General features: G+C 52.1%; 16 protein-coding genes. 13 read left to right on the forward strand and 3 right to left on the reverse strand.

The window, feature by feature from the left end:
- Positions 1–55: 55 nt before the first annotated feature.
- The 3 genes from K9N21_06675 to K9N21_06685 all read right to left on the reverse strand — a co-directional run bounded on the left by K9N21_06675 (position 56) and on the right by K9N21_06685 (position 2323).
- Entirely contained in the window at positions 56–328 is a 273-nt protein-coding gene (locus K9N21_06675) for a hypothetical protein (GenBank protein ID MCF8143588.1), read from the reverse strand.
- A 776-nt stretch (positions 329–1104) separates the two neighbouring features.
- On the reverse strand, positions 1105–1533 hold the full coding sequence (locus K9N21_06680) for an NUDIX domain-containing protein (GenBank protein ID MCF8143589.1): 429 nt from the start codon (positions 1531–1533) through the stop codon (positions 1105–1107).
- A 259-nt stretch (positions 1534–1792) separates the two neighbouring features.
- The gene (locus K9N21_06685) at positions 1793–2323 is read right to left on the reverse strand and encodes a MarR family transcriptional regulator (GenBank protein ID MCF8143590.1); all 531 of its coding nucleotides are present in this window, start codon (positions 2321–2323) and stop codon (positions 1793–1795) included.
- A 244-nt stretch (positions 2324–2567) separates the two neighbouring features.
- On the opposite strand from K9N21_06685, the gene K9N21_06690 reads away from it, so the two are divergent.
- The 13 genes from K9N21_06690 (at position 2568) to glgX (ending at position 19199) form a co-directional block, all read left to right on the forward strand.
- On the forward strand, positions 2568–3983 hold the full coding sequence (locus K9N21_06690) for an NAD-binding protein (protein ID MCF8143591.1): 1416 nt from the start codon (positions 2568–2570) through the stop codon (positions 3981–3983).
- 283 nt (positions 3984–4266) lie between these two features.
- Positions 4267–5478: a cation:proton antiporter gene (locus tag K9N21_06695; protein MCF8143592.1), complete on the forward strand. Its 1212-nt coding sequence runs from the start codon at positions 4267–4269 to the stop codon at positions 5476–5478.
- A gap of 436 nt (positions 5479–5914) precedes the next feature.
- A complete protein-coding gene (locus tag K9N21_06700; GenBank protein ID MCF8143593.1) occupies positions 5915–7075 on the forward strand; it encodes a hypothetical protein in 1161 nt (386 codons plus the stop codon).
- An 830-nt stretch (positions 7076–7905) separates the two neighbouring features.
- Complete coding sequence (locus tag K9N21_06705; protein MCF8143594.1) at positions 7906–8526, forward strand: (2Fe-2S)-binding protein; 621 nt, start codon at positions 7906–7908, stop codon at positions 8524–8526.
- Complete coding sequence (locus K9N21_06710) at positions 8523–10850, forward strand: xanthine dehydrogenase family protein molybdopterin-binding subunit (protein MCF8143595.1); 2328 nt, start codon at positions 8523–8525, stop codon at positions 10848–10850. The genes K9N21_06705 and K9N21_06710 overlap by 4 nt, the downstream gene beginning before the upstream one ends.
- 1 nt (position 10851) lies before the next feature.
- Entirely contained in the window at positions 10852–11829 is a 978-nt protein-coding gene (locus tag K9N21_06715) for a xanthine dehydrogenase family protein subunit M (GenBank protein MCF8143596.1), read from the forward strand.
- A 373-nt stretch (positions 11830–12202) separates the two neighbouring features.
- The gene (locus tag K9N21_06720) at positions 12203–12505 is read left to right on the forward strand and encodes a hypothetical protein (protein MCF8143597.1); all 303 of its coding nucleotides are present in this window, start codon (positions 12203–12205) and stop codon (positions 12503–12505) included.
- Between the two features lie 277 nt (positions 12506–12782).
- On the forward strand, positions 12783–13427 hold the full coding sequence (locus K9N21_06725) for a transglycosylase SLT domain-containing protein (GenBank protein ID MCF8143598.1): 645 nt from the start codon (positions 12783–12785) through the stop codon (positions 13425–13427).
- 268 nt (positions 13428–13695) lie between these two features.
- Positions 13696–14124 (forward strand): CBS domain-containing protein, encoded by a 429-nt coding sequence (locus tag K9N21_06730; GenBank protein MCF8143599.1) that lies wholly within the window; start codon positions 13696–13698, stop codon positions 14122–14124.
- A 361-nt stretch (positions 14125–14485) separates the two neighbouring features.
- Positions 14486–15250 (forward strand): PRC-barrel domain containing protein, encoded by a 765-nt coding sequence (locus K9N21_06735; GenBank protein ID MCF8143600.1) that lies wholly within the window; start codon positions 14486–14488, stop codon positions 15248–15250.
- 105 nt (positions 15251–15355) lie between these two features.
- A complete protein-coding gene (locus K9N21_06740; protein MCF8143601.1) occupies positions 15356–15940 on the forward strand; it encodes an HPF/RaiA family ribosome-associated protein in 585 nt (194 codons plus the stop codon).
- A gap of 581 nt (positions 15941–16521) precedes the next feature.
- Entirely contained in the window at positions 16522–16974 is a 453-nt protein-coding gene (locus tag K9N21_06745) for a YbhB/YbcL family Raf kinase inhibitor-like protein (GenBank protein ID MCF8143602.1), read from the forward strand.
- Between the two features lie 50 nt (positions 16975–17024).
- Complete coding sequence (gene glgX, locus K9N21_06750; protein ID MCF8143603.1) at positions 17025–19199, forward strand: glycogen debranching protein GlgX; 2175 nt, start codon at positions 17025–17027, stop codon at positions 19197–19199.
- The last annotated feature ends 18 nt before the right edge of the window (positions 19200–19217 follow it).

Raw genomic sequence — 19217 nt, forward strand, 5'->3', positions numbered from 1 at the left:
CTGTTTACACCAAGGTGTAAAGAGGCTATGGATCTTGCAGCTTGGCCCGGACGGCTTAACACCCGTCGGGAAAATATTCCGGGAGCAGCATGAATATCTTTTCCCATCCCTGGGGTCCCACAACCAACTTTTTCTCTCCCTGTTGAAAGGAATAGGCTTCACAGTAGCGCAATACCTCGGGATGATCCGAAGCTAATTTTTTCCACAGATTCTGTGGATAATTCGATTCTGTGACAGCACAAATGGCATCCACCACTGACATCTTGCCGTCTGCTGTTGACTGGATGGAAACGCCGTTGAATTCCAATTCAAGATCCGGTTCAGTCATGGGCTGATCCTCCGGTAGATAGTAGACTCATGTTAATATAGAGTTTTCCGAGGTTTTTCTGTTTCACGCTGTTTTCGGATTACTCTCTTAATTGCCATCCAGTGTACCGATCGCGGTTTTCGTGTAAATGGGGTTCATACTGTATCCAGCCAGAAAGATACCCCATGTGGTACATGGGGCGCCGGTTGAAACGCCCGGTTTATCAGGGGTATTGATTCAAACCCTTATTGATGGGGCACCGAGAATGAAGCGGCGGTATTTTCCGCTGTCCCTCACTTGTGCGCCGGAATCGGACAGGCTCCGTAATCAGGACACCCAGGCGTTGGTAAGGGATATGAATTCAAGATTATTGAATATTTCTCATGAGGCGATCGGTAGCGGCGTTTAGAAAGACATCGGGGGGGAAGTATTCTGCGGGTTGCAGTGGTAATCCCCAAGACGGCCTAACAACCGCAACCCAAAAGGTTTCACCTAAGTCTCGGAAGCGTTCTGGACGCCCGTGGGGGTCTCTGCCCAAGAGCTGCAATAAAATGCGGTCGTATCGTTCGGCGGCCGCCCCCGGGCTCCGAATAATGTTTACGGAAAGGCAGCAAGGACATACCGTCTCATGAAAGGCTGTACTTGGGGCTGGAACAGACTGTATTGTAAAGCCCTGCTGCCGTCCCCAGGAGCTGTATTCGGTTTTTGTCCCGCCTCCTGGGCGGGAGGCAGAGACCCCCACGGGCAAACTTCTTCGCACGTTGCAGAGAAGTTACAGACAAATACTCTAATCTATCTTATTTGTGCAACCGAGGGCGGGAATCTATCACCGTGCCGACCCATGTGATAATATCCCTCAGTCTTTGAGGCGCCAGTTCCTTTAACTCACCATAGGTGAGCCAGCGATATTCATGGTGCTCCGGTCTTCCGATCTCCGGGTTAACGGAAAAGACCACCTGAAGGGTGCGGGTTTCAGCAACATAATATCTGGCGACCTTCTTTCCGCCGGAATAGGGTCTGGTTTCCCGATAAATATATCCCCAGCAGAAGCGCAGATCAGATATCCCGGTCTCTTCCCGGACCTCTCTTTTTGCCGCGTCCAGAGGATCTTCGCCCGGCTCCACCACTCCTTTTGGAAAATCCCAGTTTCGAAAAGCCCTGAGAAACAGGTATTTCCATGTTTTTTCCTGTAGTCTCACCGGTATGATTCCTGCTGAAAGCACCATGCGTCCGGATCTCCCCACTGATATCGAGGTTGGATAATGTTAGTACATTATCGCCCAGTTTTCTGTCACAAGAAACAAGAAAGTATGGCCATCCTTCCACTGCACGCTTGGCCTTCCGTCATTCCGGCACGTTTCCAGCCGGAATCCAGAAATACGGCGGAGTGGATTCCGGCTAAGGCCATGCCGGAATGACGGGACAGCACACAGGCGTTCTGGTCGCGGGTATCCGCTTTATCATCGGAAATGCCTTTCACGTCACCTAATTTCCTGGATATTTTTGTAACTCATCAACATTGTTCCGGATTTTCCGGGCTCGCGGCGGCGACATGGAAGACCTCTGGTCAACATTACCAAAATCTATGAGCCTGGATACACAATCCAGGGCTTGAAAGATCTCTTCACGCTCGGCTTCAGTAAGCATTTTAACCGCCTGAACAATCTTGTGGTGAACCGCAGGAGGACTGTTCGCGGCCAGGGACCGCCCTTTCTCTGTCAGGGCAATGGTGATGATTCTTCGATCCCCTGCTTCCCTCAGTCTTTCAATAAAGCCCTTTCGCTCCAAGCGGTCTACAATTCCCGTAACCGTGCTCACGTTCACCATGATATTATCCGCAATATCCGTCATGGACATCTTGCCGTTTCCATGCAGGCATTGAAGGCACAGCAGTTGAGATACACTTAGATCATAGTTTTTGGCCAATTCCTTGGTATGCAGTGCCCGCAATCGCGCATATCTGCGAATCAGGATACCGATCTTTCTGGTTATATCCTCACTGCTGGTTGGTTTCATAACCTTACTTTCTTGTGTTTTAGGGTAATATGATCTCCCAAACAAAATCTTTTGAACTCAAACTATCATAGTAAAAATAATATGTCAAGAAATATGTTTGCTCTTAAAGCAAAGAGGCCCCCATTCGCTGAAACCGCTGCCAATAGCCTGATTGACTTTTCTCAGAAAGTCTATATTCTTGAAAAACAGCGACAATTCACCTTATGTGCATTTATTCATTGTCGGAAAGGTTCAAGGAATTGAAATGAAAATCATTATTTGCGGTGCCGGCCGGATTACCGATGAACTGCTCAAGCGGATCGGCGAGAATTGGGAGATTACGCTGATTGAAAAGGAGGCGGCCAAGCTGGACCCGTTTCCGGGCCGTTTTCCCAGCGTTGTTCGGCTGATGGCCGAAGACGCCTCCAGCCCGGTAGTGCTGCAGGAAGCCGGTTTGGCCGAACAGGACTGCGTACTGGCAATGACAGATGACGATCCCGTCAACCTGGCAATTGCGCGATTTGCAAGGGAGGCGGATATCAACAACATTCTGGCCGTGGTACGCGATCCCGAAATGCTCTCCGAGTTTCAGAAATTGGACATATGGACCCTTTCCCTGGCCTCGGATACGGCACGCAAGATCTACCAGTTCCTCAAGGATCCGCGTATTCGAATTCTCGCCCTAGGGGAAGGGGATGCGGAATTGATGGAACTCACGGTGAGCAGTCAGAATTTATCGCGTCTACAAGACATGACCTCTCAACGGGATCCGGAATGGCGTGTGGCAGGTGTGCTGCGAAACAACACCCTCCTCTTTCCCGACCACCCGTCGGATATAGAAGAAGACGACCGGTTGCTCGTTCTCGGAAAATCCGGACTCTACGCTGTTTTCTCCGACCGCCTTGGAGAGGATCGCCCGCACTTTCCGCGCACCTACGGTCAGCAGATGATCCTGGCCGTCAACGATGGAACGTCCTGTGATGCCACAGGCCTGCTGAACGAGGCCTTCTATCTCGCTCAGGGAACGCAGATCGAGCAGATCAAGGCGGTCCATGAAAAATCAGCCTCTGATATTCGGGAGGCCCTTTCCCGTTGGTCGGAAAGCCTGCGGATCGAGGTTTTGGAAGCTGAAGATGGCCTGAACAAAAGTGTGATATCGATCGCTCATGGAACAGATGCGGGTATCGTCGTCCTGCAGTACGCCGGCGGATCGTTCCTTCAATCCATTTTCGGAAATCGACTTGTCAAAATGCGCCAAAAATTGCCCTGTCCGGTTTTGATGGCCAAATTCACAAATCCTTACGAGCGATTGCTGATTCCATTTGATGGTTCACAGTCCAGCCGGCGCGCCCTCGAAATCGGCATGGATCTGTCCCGGCAACTTCATTCAATAATTTCAGTCGTCACAGTTGTCGAACCCCCTTATCTGCATGGTAGATCATCGTCGGATGGTGAGTGGGAACGTTATATATTAAACCAGGTGCGTGAGCTGTCGCGGGTCCATAACACCAGGGTGGAGGAGCATGTGCGCCACGGCAACCCGGTCAAAGAGATCCTGGCCATTGCCTGCGACTATCAGCTTCTGGTGATCGGCAGCGGTGAAAAGGAAACCGGTTTGTTTTCCATTGATGTGACGGACATATTGGCTGACAAGGCCCCATGTTCGGTACTGCTGGCATAGTAAAATCATGCAGAAATTCATGCAAGTGTCTCAAATTCGCTAAAGTGTAACATCTCAATAACTGGGGGTAACCCGTCTGGATTCCCGCCTTCGTAGGAATGACAAAACAACCCAACCCCCCGTCATTCCGGCGAAAGCCGGAATCCAGGAAGTCTGTGGAGAAAGTATTCACCCCGTTTTATTGAGAAGATACGCTAACGTCCTAAAGTCGTAACAAATCAACCAACAACCATGAACAAGAATCGGGCAGCCGGAGCATAATTTCATACGAGGTACACACGTTATGGTCATTTATTCCGCGTGGGCGCTTGTCCTGGTGTCGTTGGGGGCTGCTTTTTTGCCGAGCATGAGTCGATGGACCCGGATGCCTTCGATAGTGATGGAAATTCTCTTCGGCGTAATAATCGGCAAGAGCTTTCTCAACTTTCAATTCGGGGGAGACTGGCTTCCCTTCCTGGCCCATCTCGGGTTTTTGCTTCTGATGTTCCACGCCGGCATGGAAATCAACTTCCAGATGCTCAGGAAACTGAGTGTCAAAATGTTCGGCATTCAGATCACCATATTTGCTGCCACCATCATCCTTTCAATGGGGGCCGCTTTCCTAATGGGTCAGGGGATATATCTGGGGTTGGTGTTATCCACTACCTCTTTGGGCCTTGTGGTTCCCACCCTGAGGGATACGGATGCTACCCAATCCCCACTGGGTCAAAACACATTGATCGCCGCCACGCTGGCTGACTTCTTGACCCTTTTCGCCATCACCTTTTATATCTTATGGCACGAGAAGGGGTTTAGCTGGGAATTTTTAAGACCGCTGCCGCTGTTTATCGGATTCGGCGTCATGCTCAAGCTGATTCAATTCCTGGTGTGGTGGTATCCCGAAAAGGCAGGTCGCCTGCTCGCAGATCGGGATTCACAGGAGCTGGGTGTGCGCTTCTCGCTGGCCCTGTTGTTCTTGTTTGTAGCGCTTTCCGAACTGGCCCGTCTGGAACCGGTCCTGGGTGCGTTTCTGGGCGGCACTATGCTGTCGATCGTATTCAGAGAAAAAACACAATTGGAACTCAAACTGTCGGGTTTTGGATACGGTTTCTTGGTGCCGCTCTTTTTCATTCATGTCGGCATGCAGTTCGATATAGCCAACGTGCTTTCTGTCCAACAGCTTCTGTTTACCGCCAAACTGTTGGGGTTCGCTGCCCTGGTAAAGTTACTGCCGAGCCTCCTTTTTGTTTTCAGTGGATTGTCTGTGTTCAAATCGCTGACCGTAGGGGTGCTGATGACCTCCCGTCTGAGCCTGATCATCGTGGCGGCCACCATCGGGCTTGAATTTGGATTTATTACCGAGGCCTTCAAGGATGCCATCATCCTGCTGGCGGTGATTACCTGTCTCCTGGGACCCAGCCTGTTCAAGGTATTGCATCGGCCCGATAATCAATCAAAAGACAAAGGACCCGGCATCGATAAAGGAAAATTGAACGCCGGGTGGATGAGGCAATAGCGCCGGACGCCCTATCCAGGCATAAACACATTTATCATTCCACATCCTCCCATTGGGAGAGGTCTTCCGGCCCGGATATATCCATCAGGGTATTCTGGATGCCCATCAAATGGGGGATATCCCGTATTTCCGCCTTCAGAAGTCGTACCTTCCGGGGCCGGTCCATACGGGTGACCGGCCTCCAGGTTACAATGCATATCCCCGTGTCGCAAGGAGGAGAACCGCACCGGCACAAATGCGTAAAGCAGGTGGAAATTCCCTCCCTCTGAATTTTCGAAAATACAGGATTGCGCGTATTGAAAGGCCGGAAAGCACATTGTATGCGTACATGAAAAAAGCAGAATCAACCTCTAGAGAGGACTTAATGGAAATTCCCTCTGATCGGCAATATACAAAAAATTGAGGACGACCCATGAATCGGGAGAAAGCCCCTGTAATGGACCCATTATCCGTTGTAAAAGATATCATGACCGAATTTGCCGAGTCCACCGGCCTTTCCAACCCGGAAAACCCGCCACGGCGATACTTGTGGACGGATGCGTTCGGGATATGCAATTTTCTGGAGCTTTATCGACAGACAGGGGATGAACACTGGCGGCGATCGGCCCTGAGTCTGATGAATCAGGTCCACACCATGTTGGGGCATCACCGTCAAGACGACCCGAGGCCCGGATGGATCAGCAATCTCAGTGAGTCCGAAGGCGCCCGGCACCCTACCCTCGGCGGTTTACGAATCGGCAAATCGATGAATGAACGTAAGCCTGCCGATCCGTATAATGAGAGGGAGGAATGGGACCGAGACGGGCAATACTACCATTATTTGACAAAATGGATGCATGCGCTCAACCGGATGAGCCGGTCCACAGGAGAGTCGACCTTCAATTTATGGGCCATAGAACTGGCCAGAACCGCTCATGCAGCGTTTGTCTACACGTTGCCCTCCGGTTATAAACGGATGTACTGGAAGATGAGCATCGATCTTTCCTTTCCACTGGTCGCCTCCATGGGACAGCATGATCCTTTGGACGGCTTGATCACTTACAGACAGCTCCAGGCAACCGCACAGGAACTTTCCCCCTTCCCGGAGGCCCGACTCGATTCGGAAATCGCCGACATGGAATCGCTCTGCCAGGGGCATAACTGGACAACGGCGGATCCCCTGGGGATCGGCGGCATTCTCTCGGATGCATACAGAGTTCTGCAATTGGATATGGAGACGGAGTTTACCCGGACCACGTTGTTCAATGAGTTGCTGGAATCTTCCCTGGCGGGTTTAGATGCGTTCACCCAAGGCCCTTTATTGAGGCTTTCCGCGGATTACCGGCTGGCGTTCAGGGAATTGGGGATGTCCATAGGATTGCATGCAGTGGAAAGGATGAAGCGCATCACTGAAGACCGTCCGGATGTTTTTCCCAAAAATCATCCGGCACATGGACAGATCAACCGTCTGTATCAGTATCTCCCTTTAGGTCAAACCATAGAAACCTTCTGGCTCGATCCTCGCTGCAGGGAGTCTCAAACCTGGACCGGGCATCTGGATATAAACCGGGTCATGCTGGCCACCAGCCTCGCCCCGGACGGCTATTTGACATATTAAACCGTCTTGCGCCAGATGCCGAAGCTGAGCTGAAAGGAGGGGGATTCACAAACCTCTCTGCTTCCTTATGATTCCCCGGAATACCGCATACCCTCTTTGAAATTCATCAATACCCTGTAGACCCCATTTGCAGCCCTACAAAAACGATTGAATATATCCAAAACGGTTAACCGCAACCAAAGTGGCTTTCGAATGACTTTTTATTATCAAGGGGGTTCGATGTTGCCAGACATCTGGAATGTTGGAATACTGGAATAATGGAAGGTTGGGAAAGGAACCTGGATCACCCAGGAAAGGTTTTTTTCCTTAAACCCATTATTCTATTATTCCAAACTTCCATTATTCCAAACTAAAGACGTCACCCTCTGACAATCATCTTCTTGTTTTTTGTGACAGAAAATCTGGCGATAAGCCACTAAAGCGGATAACCGCAACCAAAACGGCTGTGTGCTGTCCCGTCATTCCGGCATGCCCTTGGCCGGAATCCAGTCCCCCGTATTTCTGGATTCCGGCTGGAATCATGCCCGGAATGACGGAAGGCTAAGCGTGCAAAGGAAGGACGGCCATATCTTCTTGTTTTTCATGACAGAAGACCAGGCAATAAGGTACGAATAACTACTATGTGGAACGGAAACCCGGAAAATCAAAAAGGGTGGAATCGAAAACTTGGTTTTATTAATTTCAACTCTATCCCATCAATTCGGAATTCGCAATTCCTCAATTCGCAATTGTGTCTGAATCACGCCAAGGCGTGATTTTCGTTCGGGTACTGAATATATGTTGGGAAGGGGCATCCCCAATATGCAGCATCCTATCATGGAGGATCGAAGATGAAAGGAAATAAAAAACGGCAATCTCCGGCCATCACCCGTCGCGGCTTTCTTACCACCATGGGCGTAGGCGCGGCTGCGATGGTTACGACGGGCAGCTTTGCGGCCATAACCTCTGAAAAGGAAAAATCTATGGATCCCAAAGAAATGACCAGGATTCAACTGCATATCAACGGAAGGAGTCATCGGTTACTGGTGGAACCTCGATGGTCGCTGTTATTTGTGCTGCGCGAGCGCCTGGGATTGACCGGCACCAAAATAGGGTGTGAAAGAGGGGAATGCGGGGCCTGTACGGTGCTCATCGACAACCTGCCGCGATACGCCTGCATGGTTCTCGCAATGGAAGCCGAAGCCACTGAAATACTCACTGTAGAAGGGCTTATGCAGGGCGAAGAACTCGGGCATGTTCAACAGGCCTTTCTGGAGCACGATGCCTTTCAATGCGGTTATTGCACCCCCGGCCAGATCATGGCTGCCGAGGGCCTTCTGCGGCGAAATCCGGATCCATCCGATTCCGACATCCGCCAGGCCGGGAGCGGCAATCTTTGCCGTTGCGGTGCGTACACCCATATATTTCATGCCGTTAAGAAGGCGGCAGAACTTAAGCGAGGCGAATCATGAAAGGGCAAGAAAAGGAGACATACTATACTGAGGGCCTTCATATCCCGGAAACCCCGGAGCCCGGAGAAGATCCCAAGCCATGGGGACGAACCAGGCTGATCGGTAAATCACGACCCCGCACGGACGGCTACGAACGGGTCAGCGGTTCGGCGGTCTATCCCTCTGATTTTTCTCCGCCACACCTGTTGTACGGCGCCGTTCTTCGGTGTCCTTATCCTCATGCCAGGGTCAAACACGTGAACACAAGCAGGGCGGAACGCATGCCCGGTGTCCGGGCAATCATCAGCGCCCACACGCCGGAGGCCGATGTGGATTGGCCTTACACCAAAGATATGAAGACAAAACTGTTTGATCCCCATTGTCGGTTCGAAGGGGAAACCATCGCGGCTGTGGCAGCTGAAACTCCTTATCAGGCATGGGATGCCGTGCAGTGCATCCGTGTGGATTATGACATTCTTCCCTTTATTTCAGATGAGCAAAAGGCCCTGGAACCCGATGCCCCGGGGGTGCACAAAAACGGCAATCAAGTCGGTCCAAAAGAGTCCTACGCCAGAGGAGATGTAGAAAAAGGGTTTGCCCAGGCGGATGTGGTGCTGGAGGAATCCTACCGGACGGAATGCGAGGTGCAAACCCCGATGGAACTTCACGGCTGCGTGGCGTATTGGGACGGTGGACTTCTCATAATTAATGAATCCACCCAGGGAGTCTATGCCGTGCAGAGTAAAGTGGCCCAGGTCATCGGGCTTCCGCTCTCCAAGGTCCGGGTCATCGGCCGCTATATGGGCGGGGGATTCGGCAGCAAGCTCCAGCCGGGCAAGTACACGGTGATCGCCGCCCTCCTCGCCAGAAAGACCGGCAGACCGGTCAAACTTTTTCTCTCCAGAGAAGAAACCTTTCTTTGCACGGGCAACAGGCCTCCGGCAAACATGAAACTCAAGGCAGGGGTAAAAAAGGACGGAACCCTTACGGCGCTGGAATTTTCCGTAACCGGGACCGGCGGGGCCTATCCGGCAGGCGGAACCACATTGGTGGACTGGCTCATCAGAGATCTTTATACCTGTCCCAATGTTCGCACCGAAGCCACCGACGTATATATCAATGCGGGACCGGCGCGCCCTTTTCGCGCCCCCGGACATCCCCAGGGGTCCTGGGCATTGGAACAAATGCTGGATGCCCTGGCAGAGGCTATTGAAATGGATCCGGTGGAGTTGCGGCTCAAGAACATTCCTTCCCGCAGTCAGGCCCGGTCCAACGCCCCCTATACCACCACCGGATTGAAGGAATGCCTGGAACAAGGCGCCCTCGCCTTTCACTGGAAAGAGAGAAAAGACCAGGTTAAGAATGCGGCACCCGGAGATTTTCTGAAAAAAGGCGTGGGCATGGCTGCCTGTTTATGGGTTGCAGGCGGGGGGGGACCGCCCTCCACGGTGATCATAAAGCTTTTTGCAGACGGAAGCGTAAACCTGAATATGGGAGCCAGCGACATCGGAACAGGGACCAAGACCATAATGGCCATGGTGGTGGCGGAAGAATTGAATGTGGAGACCGATATGATTCAGATTGAGCACGCAGACACAGGGACCACGCAGTACGCGACCCCCAGCGGCGGGAGCAAGACCGTCCCCACCGAAGCCCCTGCAGTGCGAGCTGCCGCAATCGACGTGAAACAGCAGCTGCTCCGGATGGCTGCAGAAGACTTGAAAATGGACGTTTCCGATCTTCGTTTCCAGAAAGATATGATCGTCGCAGAAAAAGATGCTTCTCAAAAAATCAAAATTCAGGACATTTCCACCCTGAAAAAACGGGGAGTGGTGGTCGGGATAGGATACCGGGGCCCCAATCCTGAAGGCAAAGTGGTCAACCCTTTTGCCGCACAGTTCTGCGAAGTTGAAGTGGACACCAGAACGGGAGAGGTCAGGATTATGGACTTTCTCGGCGTTAATGAGAGTGGCCGGGTGATGGACCGTCTGACATACGACAATCAGGTTTACGGCGGGATCACCATGGGCATCGGATTTGCCATGACCGAGATGCGCATTCTCGATGCCCGTGGAACCGGCAAAATGGTGAACAGAAACTGGCACGATTACAAATTGCCCACTGCACTGGATGTCGCCCCCCATATGGAATCCCTGCCTATTGATTTGGCTGATCCCGAGGCGAACATCACCGGGGCAAAGGGACTGGGCGAGCCGGTAACCATCCCCACAGCCGCCGCCATAGCCAATGCAATCTATCATGCCACCGGCGTTCGCATCACGGAAACCCCCCTTAATCCCGTCCGGCTCAGCATGATTTTTGCCGACCGTTTAGAGGAGAAATAGCATGCTGTCAAATTTTGCCTATGTTCGCGCACATTCCGTAAGAGAGGCGGTGAAGCACCTGGCATGGGACAACGCCAGGCTCCACGCAGGCGGAACCGATCTTCTCGGATGTCTTCGAGACCATGTATTTCACGCCGACAAGGTGGTAAGCATCAGCAGGCTCAATGCGTTGAAAGGCATTAGGGAAACCGCTCAAGGCGGTGTCCGCATCGGGGCCCTCACCACCATTACCGAGGTGGCGGAGAATTCCATTCTCAACCGCCGGTTCAAGGCCTTGGCCCGGGGGGCCTCTGAAGTGGCGAGCCCCCAGCTTCGGAACCAGGGAACCCTGGGCGGCAATATCTGTCAGAAACCCCGGTGCTGGTACTATCGCGGTGAATTTGATTGCCTGCGCAAAGGCGGTGATCGATGTTTTGCAGTGGGCGGCGAAAATCAGTTTCACTGCATATTCGGCGGCGATTCATGCTATATCGTCCATCCCTCTGATACGGCCCCCGCACTGGTGGCGCTCGATGCCACAGTGCGGATCGTCGGCCAGCGGGGGACCCGGACGGTGCCGATGGCCGATTTCCATGTTCCCCCCGGCCGGGACGTTCTCAGGGATACGGTGCTTGATCCGGACGAAATCGTCACGGAAATTGCGGTGCCTCCGGCCCCTTCGGGCCTTCGAAGTTCCTACCGCAAGGTGAGGGCCCGTCGCTCCTGGGACTTTGCCTTGGCCGGCGTGGCCCTGGCAATCGTGTTCAATGGCGACATCGTAGACTCGGCCAAGGTGGTGTTGAGCGGGGTTGCGCCGGTACCCTGGCGCTCCATGGAAGTGGAGGAAATCATTACCGGAAATCCCTTGAATGCGGAGGTGGCGGCAAAGGCCGCTGAAGCGGCCGTCAAAAACGCCTCTCCCATGGAAAAAAACGGTTATAAGATCCCCTTGCTGCGCGGGGTAATAGAGGAAGAACTCCTGGCCGCTGCCGGTGCATAATCGACCCATTCCTGCGAGAACCGGGGGGCTCGCCGAAGAAATGAACATACGTAGTGTCTGAACGAAAACCCGGAAATCCAAAAAGGGTGGAATCGAAAACTTGGTTTTATTAATCTCAACTCTATTCCATCAATTCGGAATTCGCAATTCCTCAATTCGCAATTGTGCCTGAATCACGCCAAGGCGTGATTTTCGTTCAGGCACTAAGTATGATTCCCCCCCCGTTTACGGGATACACCCCATTCACATCCGGGCGTCAGGCATATAAATTTCCTAACATAAAGACAATGCTGTCAAACAGCCCCATAGTGCACAATCATAGCGAGTGCGCTGAATTTACCCGTCACTAATAGAAAAGAGAAAGGAGAATATCATGTCCATGCCCAAAGACAGCCCGATGGGGGAAAGCCTGATCCAGAATTACCGAGAGTTCATAGGCAACCTGGAAAAATCGCTTGATCTGGTTGAAGCGCAGCTCGACGAAGCAGCGCAGATGAGGGAGATCTGCACCTCTGAATGGTGTGAAGCAACAGAGCATGTAATAGATGACCTGGGCAATTTCCTCTTCTCCATCAGCGAGCCCAAAGGGACCTCCGAAGAAGACAGCAAGAGGTTAAAAGCACTTAGAAAGCGCCTCCACGATCTCTATGCCAAATACAAAGCCACGGCAGCATGACGCTGCCCGGGTGGTTTATTTTCAGAGAGGACGGTTGGGGAGTCGCCAAAGGAGGGAGTTACCAAATCCATCTGGGAGTGAACACCAGGATAGCACTTCCACCTGGGAAACGGAAAGAGACTTGGTGCATCGCGGGGGTCGGGTTACGCGTGGGTATGATCATCTGATCTCACCGGTGGTTGTGAGGTATACCAAAGGCACAGCAATCCGGTGTAATACCCACCCGATTCCGATACTGGCACGAGCGATCAATACCGCCTGATATCGAGCGAATAAAATGCTGCGACGATTACTAGGGATAATTCCGCCGATTTTGTTATTATTTTTATTGACGTGTTCATTTGCGGAAGCATTCGAACAATCTTTACATAAGAATCATTTTGACGAATATTTTCGGAAATATTCCAGAAAATACTTCGGAACGCATTTTGACTGGCGCTATTTCAAGGCCCAAGCCATTGCAGAATCGAGGCTTCACCCCCAGGCGAGATCGCCGAATGGCGCGCTCGGGCTGATGCAACTCCTGCCAAATACGTTTACCGAGGTTATTCAAAAAAACGCCAGGATTCAGGGTAAAATCACCGATCCGCGTTCGAATATTGAGGCAGGGATATATTATGATAAGATATTATGGGAATTGTGGTCAGCGGATCGCGACTTTAAAGACAGGCTCAACTTCATGTTTGCATCATATAATGCGGGGAAGCATACCATACTCCAGGCACAAAAAATCGCCATAAAAAAGGGCTTGAATCCCTATACATGGCCGTCCATTGCCACAACCCTGCCCGCGGTCAATGGAGATGGAAGTCGAGAGACTGTCATTTATGTTGACAGAATCCACAAAATTAAAAAGAGATTGCACAGCACCCCCGAAATTACAGGAGTTGAGAATACTGCAGATATGGGGCATCGAGAGTAGACTATAGGACTTTACCGGAAACACACAGTGGGCGGGATATCCCCGGCCTTCTCTTGGAACAACCAAAAGGCCTGTTTTTTCTTTATCCAGGGTGACAGCAATTATGAATTTTACAGGAGCATGAGGAGCAAAAAAAATCGGCCCCTGTTTGTCGTCTCAAAGTCTATCTCTCCGTTTTACTTACAGAATCAATATCTGATGATCCCCAATGCGCTCAACGGAGCAGTGGGGTAGACTCAAAACCAAAAACAGGAAAGGAGAGAAAAGGATGAAAGTAAAAGAAATCATGACCCCCAATATCGAGTTTGTTTCTGCCAATGACACCATCAAGAAAGCGGCCGAAAAAATGAAGGCCCTCAACGTCGGCGCCATGCCTGTTGGTGCCGAAGACGAGGCTGTCGGTATTATAACCGATCGTGACATCGTTATTCGCAGTACCGCCCGGGGCCTTGACCCGGAAAAACATAAGGTCATGGAGGCGGTAACGGAACATCCCGTCAGTGCAGATGAAGAGGACGACATAAATACGATCGTCGACTTAATGGAAAAAAATCAGATACGTCGGGTGATTGTCAAAGACAAGGACGGTAAGGTGACCGGGATAGTTTCTCTCGGTGATCTGGCAGTACACCTGCAAAAGGAACTGGCGGGGGAGGTTTTGGAAAAAATATCAGAACCCTCCAGGCCGGCTCGCTAAGGGATAAACTGGCCTGAGGCCGGAGGTATTAAATCCGGATTGGTGCGAATGCATGCCGAATCCTTCAGGTCCCGATGCTTGTCTTACACAATCTTGGGACGGACCGGCAACAATAATAATCCGCCCGAAATAAATAGGACAAGGAGAGGGATAGGTCTTTAAATTAAACAGGATTCGGGACCCTAAAAAACCGTCATGTCTCGTCCTTGCATCCGTTTTATGTGGCGCTGATTTTGGATATGTTTTCCTGCCACCTCACTGTTTGAGATTTCAGGCTTTCTCGGGTTGGAAAACGGTCGATCCGTCACGCCCGCAAACGATCCGATTTGGAAGGTATCGACGCCAAAAAAGGAGGGCCTTCATGTTCTGGAGTACCCGCAATCTCATGGAAGTCGTCATCCAGGCCGAAGACGGAGAAGTCGGCCGATGCAAGGATTTGCTGGTTGACGACAGGCACTGGTGTATTCGGTATATGGTTGCCAACACCCATAAATGGCTCCCGGGCCGTAAGGTGCTCATCTCTCCCATTGCATTGGGAGAGCCCGAACCGGCATTGTTAAATATTCCGGTTAAAATGACCCGGGATCAAATAGCGTCCAGTCCGCCGCTGGATACGGATGCGCCGGTATCCCGCAAATATGAGAGGGAATATTTCAAGAATTTTGGCTGGCCCCCGTATTGGATCGGCATGGAACCCTGGGGGGCGGTGCCTTATCCACATCTGGCATTCGAAATGAAGCAGGAGATCCATGACAAAACAGAAAAAGAGCCGGAAGAGCGCCTCCTGAGGTCGATCAAGGAATTAGCCGATTATGCGATATTGGCCCGAGGTCAAGAGATAGGCCACCTCCATGAGTGTATGGTAAGTACACCCGCCTGGGTCGTGCGCTATTTGGTCGTGGACATCTCGAAATGGTATCAGATCAAAGGCCGCAGAATTCTGATTATACCGGAGTGCGTAACCGATATTGACTGGAGCAAAAAAACGATTGATACCAGCATCGGCGAAGAGGATGTCAAGGACTGCCCGGAGTACAATCAGGAAACACCGCTGGAAAGAAACTTTGAGATGGTATTACACGACTATTATGGCTGGCCAAGGTATTGGGAAAATGGTCATCGGTAAAGGGCCCCCAGACCGGCAATCCTGTTTTGAGCGGGTCTTTTGGATCCCTGTCCGAGAGCTGAGAGCCCCCATCACGAGTCGACCAAAAAAACCATAGAGGAACAGATGATTATACCGCTTGAGATTTCCTTCAGAGGCATCCGGAAAACAGAGGCAATGGATACCCTTATCCAAGACCAGGTGAAAAAGATCGAGCGCTTGCATGATCATATCACCAGTTGTCGCATCGCCGTAGAACGGCGCCATCAACATCAGCGCTCAGGGCACCCGTTCCGCATCCGTATCAATATAAAGATTCCTCCGGGTCATGAGATCGTGGTGTCCAAAGATTCGAGTGAAGGAGATATTCACGACCGGTTGCAGGCGGTCTTAAAGGATGCTTTTGAGGCGGCCGGAAGACAACTGAAGACCATTGTTGAAAAGCAGAGGGGAGAAACAAAACAACACGCCCAGCAGTCAACCGGGGCCTTTGTATCCAAACTTTTTCGAGACGAGGGATACGGTTTTCTACAAGACCTGGATGGGCGGGAAATATATTTTCATAAGAACAGCGTGCTCAGCGACGGATTTGAGAGGCTTGAGCCGGGCACCGGGGTCCGGTACGTGGAAGAACCGGGAGAAAAAGGTCCGCAGGCCAGTACCGTCCAGATCGTGGATAAGCCGGGAGCTACCATAAAAGAGGAGGAATAGGTTTTTAGAGATGCGTTTAGCCCTTGATTTTTTCCGTTCTTTGCGCTTTAGAATCTTTGTTTGCAACTTCTACGCAATTTGCGGAGAAGTTTTGGTGAACCGCCAAGGCGCGAAGGACGCGAAGAAGTCTTGATGGGTCTGTTCCGATCCTGGAAGAAAGATTCAGGATCAGAACAAACCCAGCCCTGCCGGGCGGTAGTCCGTTATTCGGTAATAGCCTTTGGACAAAAAAATCTTTGTGTCTCCGTGTCTCTGTGTGAGATATTTTTTGGTTGTGGTTGCACCGCGTTAGGCGTGATCTGTTCACCATAACAGAACAACCCCCGGAAAAGAACCGATGCAAACCTCGATTATCTCCCCAACGAAACGCCCCTGCCGTTCACCAAGGCAAACCGAAACAATCCGGAACACCTTGCTGAGGATATGCTCCGGAGTGATACTGAATCTGTTGTCTCGAATAGAATGTCTGAGGTTTCCGGCCTTACACGCGAGTCTTGACCGTACGCGGATCAGACCAGTCAAACCAAATAAGTGAGACGATATATCACCAAAAACACCAGTAACAGTAAAGGAGGAAAGCGATGAAACTGACCAGTTCGGTCTTCGGGCACGAAGGAAAAATCCCGGCCAAATATACCTGTGACGGAGAAAATGTGAACCCGCCGTTGAGCATCCTGGAGGTTCCCGGGAACGCCCGAAGTCTGGTCCTGCTCATGGAAGACCCGGACGTACCCAAGGACCTGAAGGAAGACGGCATGTGGGACCACTGGGTGGTTTTCAATATGCCCCCCGACCTTCGTGAAATCGTGGAAGGGAATGACCCCCGGGGCATCGGAGGAATCGGCACCAACGGCAAGAAGGGGTATTCCGGGCCGTGCCCCCCGGACAGAGAGCACCGATATTTCTTCAAACTGTATGCCCTGGACACAACGCTGCAACTCGCGGATAAACCCACCAAGGCCGATGTACAAAATGCCATGGCAGGCCATATCCTTGAACATGCCGAGTTGATGGGCAGGTATGAGAGGCCCTGATACCCCTCACATAAATTTTCAACAATGTATCCGTTTCGAGGTCGCTCAACATGAAAATATGGCCGGGTAAGCCGTATCCCCTGGGCGCCACCTACGATGGCGTGGGGACCAATTTTTCCATCTTTTCCGAAGCCGCTGAAAAGGTGGAGCTGTGTCTTTTCGACGAAGCCGGGGCCGAGACCCGTGTGGATCTCCCCGAAATCCTTGGTTTCTGCTGGCATGGATATCTCCCGGCAATAGAGCCGGGGCAGCGCTATGGGTTTCGTGTGTATGGTCCATGGGCGCCCGAGGAGGGTCTCAGGTGCAACCCGAATAAGCTCCTGGCCGATCCCTATGCCAAGGCCATGGAGGGAGCGGTCGATTGGAATGAGGCGGTCTTTCCCTATCGATTCAAAGATCCTGAAGGATCCGTCAACGAGGATGACAGCGCCCCTTTCGTTCCCAAATCCGTTGTGATCAATCCCTTCTTTGACTGGGGAACCGACCAGCCGCTGGGAATACCGCTGCACCAAACCATCATCTACGAGGTCCATGTAAAGGGATTTACCGCACGTCACCCCGGAATCCCGGCTGAAATCCGCGGGACATATGCCGGGCTTTCTCATCCCGCAGCCATCGCCTATCTCGTTGACCTGGGAATAACGGCCATAGAACTCCTACCGGTCCACCAGTTCATTCACGATGCGCACCTGATGGAGCGGGGTCTCAGCAACTACTGGGGGTACAATTCCATCGGCTATCTGGCGCCCCACAACGACTACTCCAGCAGAGGCCAGCTCGGGCAGCAGGTCCAGGAATTCAAACAGATGGTAAAAACCCTCCATGAGGCCGGCCTGGAAGTGATCCTGGACGTGGTGTACAACCACACGTCGGAGGGAAATCATCTGGGGCCCATGCTCTCTTTAAAGGGGATCGATAATGGCGCCTATTACAGGCTCATGGAAGACGATCTTCGGTATTACATGGATTATACCGGCACCGGAAACAGCCTCAACATGAGGCATCCCCACGTGCTCCAGCTCATCATGGATTCCCTCCGGTACTGGGTGACGGAGATGCATGTGGACGGTTTCCGGTTTGATCTCGCCTCCACCCTGGCGAGGGAACTCCACGAAGTGGACAAACTCTCCGCCTTTTTCGATTTGGTCCAGCAGGACCCGACCGTCAGCCAGGTAAAGCTCATTGCGGAACCCTGGGACGTGGGAGAAGGGGGCTATCAGGTGGGCAATTTCCCTCCGCTCTGGTCGGAGTGGAACGGAAAGTATCGCGATTGCGTCCGTGATTTCTGGCGTGGCCAACCCCAGACCCTGGGTGAATTCGCCTTTCGGTTCACCGGCAGTTCCGATCTTTACGAAAGCACCTCCAGAAAGCCGAACGCCAGCATTAATTTCATCACGGCCCACGACGGATTCACTCTCAACGACCTGGTCTCCTACAACGAAAAACATAACGAGGCCAACGGCGAGGAGAACCGTGACGGGGAGAATCACAATCGCTCGTGGAACTGCGGTGTGGAAGGTCATACGGACGACCCCGACGTAAACCGCCTGCGAGATCGCCAGAAGCGCAACTTACTTGCGACGCTGATCCTTTCCCAGGGCGTGCCCATGCTCCTGGGCGGAGATGAAATCGGGCGCACGCAGCAGGGAAACAATAATGCCTACTGCCAGGACAACGAGATCTCATGGTACGACTGGGAGACCATCGACCAGGGTCTTCTTGCCTTTTGCAGGGAGCTCATCCGTTACCGCAAAGACCACCCCGTCTTTACCCGGCGAGGCTGGTTTCAGGGAAAACCCATTCACGGGGGTGAAGTCAAGGATATTGCCTGGTTTACCCTGGAAGGCGAGCAGATGGCCGAGGAGGACTGGGGACAGGGGATTGCCAATTCATTGGGAATTTTTCTCAATGGACAAACCATTCCCAACCCGAATCCATGGGGCGATCCCACCACGGACGAAAACTTTTACATCATCATCAACGCCCACTTTGAACCGCTCCGCTTCAAGCTTCCCGGTTCAACATGGGGGCGGCATTGGGAGATTGTTTTTGACACGATCTCCGGATGGAGGGCTCAAGAAGAAATCACGGTTGAAGCGGATGCGGAGATGGAACTGGACCAGCGGGCATTGTGTGTTCTACGCGCCATTGACAATGAAGATCGTGAGCAGAGAAAGATAACGGGGGTGCCCGAACCCGTATATTCACCTGTCCAGGGTCTTTGAAATCGATTTCCATCCTGG

The organism is Deltaproteobacteria bacterium (assembly GCA_021737785.1).
Classification (GTDB): Bacteria; Desulfobacterota; DSM-4660; order Desulfatiglandales; family Desulfatiglandaceae; genus AUK324.